3 protein-coding genes are annotated in these 2,775 nt (G+C 64.8%); 1 reads left to right on the top strand and 2 read right to left on the bottom strand.

The window, feature by feature from the left end; genetic code table 11:
- On the top strand, positions 1–281 hold a 281-nt coding region (locus EN780_RS31430; protein WP_189556890.1), incomplete at its 5' end, for a substrate-binding domain-containing protein.
- A gap of 68 nt (positions 282–349) precedes the next feature.
- On the opposite strand, the gene EN780_RS31425 is transcribed toward EN780_RS31430, so the two are convergent.
- Both EN780_RS31425 and EN780_RS31420 read right to left on the bottom strand, forming a co-directional pair.
- The gene (locus EN780_RS31425) at positions 350–1,447 is read right to left on the bottom strand and encodes a substrate-binding domain-containing protein (protein ID WP_127393361.1); all 1,098 of its coding nucleotides are present in this window, start codon (positions 1,445–1,447) and stop codon (positions 350–352) included.
- A gap of 13 nt (positions 1,448–1,460) precedes the next feature.
- The gene (locus tag EN780_RS31420; RefSeq protein ID WP_127311615.1) at positions 1,461–2,537 is read right to left on the bottom strand and encodes an ABC transporter permease; all 1,077 of its coding nucleotides are present in this window, start codon (positions 2,535–2,537) and stop codon (positions 1,461–1,463) included.
- Positions 2,538–2,775: the final 238 nt, after the last annotated feature.

Raw genomic sequence — 2,775 nt, 5'->3', positions numbered from 1 at the left:
AGGCGGTGATGTGCGTGTCGGACCTTTCCGCCTTCGGCGCGCTGATGGAATGCCTGCGGCGCGGCATCCGCGTTCCCGACGACGTCGCAATCGCCGGCTTCGGCGCCTATGACCTTGCCGAGCAGTCGGTGCCGTCGATCACCACGATCGACGTCGGCGCGCATGAGATCGGCATCCGCGTCGCGGAACTGGTGCTTGACCTGCTCAATGGGCGGCGGGAACCCGACGACAGGGTCGTCGTCGGCATGACGCCCAAGGTGATCGCACGCCACACGGCCTGATTGGAAAGAGCAACGGCCGGCGGGATCCCGCCGGCCGTTGGCTTTTCCGACAGAGATGCTGGCGAAGCTTATTTGCCCCAGATCTTCTTGTATTCGTCGCGGTAGCCGTTGCCGGGGTCGAAGCGGTTGTCCGGACCGCCGTCGAACTCGACATTGTCCGAGGTCACCACATGCAGCGGCGAGATGTAGCCCGACCATTTCTCGCCGGCCATGGCGCGGTTGAGCTCGTCCACCAGCTGCCAGCCCTGCAGGTTCAGCGGCTCGGCCACCGTCACCTTCTGGAACTGGCTGGAGCGGATGCGCTGATAGGCCGATTCCGAGCCATCGCCGGCCGCGACGTTGATCGGCGCGTCGGTGCCCGACTTGCCTGCGGCCGCCAGCGACGGACCCATGAAGTCGAAATAGAGATCGTTGATGGCCAGTGAATGGGTCCAGGCGTCGCCGTATTTCTGCAGCAGCGAGGTGGTGAGCTGCGGCATGCGCTGCGAGGTCTCGGCGATCGGCGTGTCGACATATTCGAGCACCTTGCCGCCGAGATCCTCGATCTCCTTCTTCATCCGATCGGCCTTGGCAATGGCGATCTGGTAGGTGGAATCGGTGAAGATGATGACGCCGGGCTTGCCCTTGGCGTCGACGAAGGCCCAGTCGGCGGCCGCCTTCGATACTTCCATCGGATCGGTCGAGACGTTGGCGATGATGCCGAGGTCGTCGATCGGGCCTACCGTCGGTGCCGCGTGCCATGCCGCCATCGGGATCTTGGCCGCCTTGGCCTGCTCCATCGCCGGCTTCTGCTCGACGGCGTCAAAGCCGTTGATGATGATGCCGTCCGGGTTGAGCGCCAGCGCCTGGCCGAAGGCGGCGGTGCGGCCGCCGATGGAGCCGGCGCCGTCAAGCGTCTTGACCGTCCAGCCGAGCGCCGCCGCGGCTTCCTCGACGCCCTTGGTGACGCCGAGAATGCCGCCATTCTTCATGTCGGCGCCGAGCACGACGATGGTTTTGCCCGCGGCCCCCTTCGGCCCCGACGTTGGTCCGTCCCATTTCTCGACCTTGCTGGCGTATTTGTCGACGACCGCCTTGGCGTCGGCCATCGGATCGGCGAGCGCGGTCGAGGCGATGCCGAGCGCCAGGCAGGCGACGCCAAGCTGAAGGACTGTTCTGCGATGCATATTGTTTCTCCCATTAAGCATTGTTGGTTGTCTTTGTTGGTTGGCTGGTGGCTGGTTGATTGGCGGCGGGCGGCACGACCGCGCCGCGGCGCCGCTGCGCGTAGCCGGCAATGCCGATCGCGACGAGCAGGGTGACGCCGTTGAACAGCGGCTCGACCCAGAACGAGCCGCCGAACTGCTGGATGCCGGAAATGCCGACAGCGAGGATGACGACGCCGATGATGGTGCCCCAGACATTGACGCGGCCGGGTTTGATGGTGGTCGATCCGAGGAAGGCGCCGACCAGCGCCGGCAGTAGATATTCCAGGCCGACGCTGGCCTGGCCGATGCGGAGCTTCGAGGCGAGCAGCACGCCGCCCAGCGCCGTCAGCGCACCGGAGGCGACGAAGGCGCCCATGACGAATTTCTGCACCGGGATGCCGTTGAGCGCAGCGGCCTTCGGATTGGCGCCGATGGCGTAGAGGTAGCGGCCGATCGGCAGGTATTCGAGCACCAGCCACATCGCCAGCGCCAGGACGACCACGTAGTAGCCGGTGATCGGCAAGCCGAACAGCATCGTGCCGTTGAGGGAGAGGAAGCCCTCGGGCAGCACGCCGACGACCTGGCGGCCGCCGGTGTACCACATGGCCAAAGCGTAGAGCACGGTGCCGGTGCCGAGCGTGGCGATGAAGGAATCGATGCGCGCCACCTCGACCAGCCAGCCATTGATGAAGCCGGTGAGCACGCCGAGCAGGATGACGATCAGCACCGCGATCGGCCAGGGGATGCCGAAGGCCGTCTGCAGGCTGATGGCCAGGATGTGCCACAGCACGATGCCGTAGCCCACCGTCAGGTCGATGCGGCCCGAGGCCATCGGGATCATCGCCGCCAGCGACAGCATCGCGATGATCGCCTTGTCGGAGATGATCGAGCGCAGATTGAGCAGCGTCGGGAACGTCCGCGGCAAGAGCAGCGAGAACAGCAGGATGAGCAGCAGCGTCAGGATCGGCAGGCCGTAGACCGGCAGGTAGCGCGAGGCCTTCTGGCCGAGGCTCAGCCCGGAAAGTTCCGACCGGGTCGGCTCAAGCGCCGTCGATTTGATCGAATTCATGAGGTCCTCCTAGAGCATGATGCCGAAAGTGTGAGGCGGTTTTCGGACGACATCATGCTCTATCTCTTTGATTTAGAACCGGATTCAGATTTCAGATCGATTCGACCTGAAATCATCCGGCTCTAGGCGGCTTCGGACACGGAGGCGGCACGAATGAGCGCAGCCGTCGTCAAGGCATCGCCGGCCAGCTCGCGCACGATGCGGTTATGCGAGAAGACGAGGGCGCGATGGCAGATAT

This window comes from Mesorhizobium sp. M4B.F.Ca.ET.089.01.1.1 (assembly GCF_004022605.1).
Lineage (GTDB): Bacteria > Pseudomonadota > Alphaproteobacteria > Rhizobiales > Rhizobiaceae > Mesorhizobium > Mesorhizobium abyssinicae.
The sequence above is the reverse complement of the archived record's forward strand: the minus strand, read 5'-3'. Positions and strand labels throughout refer to the sequence as shown.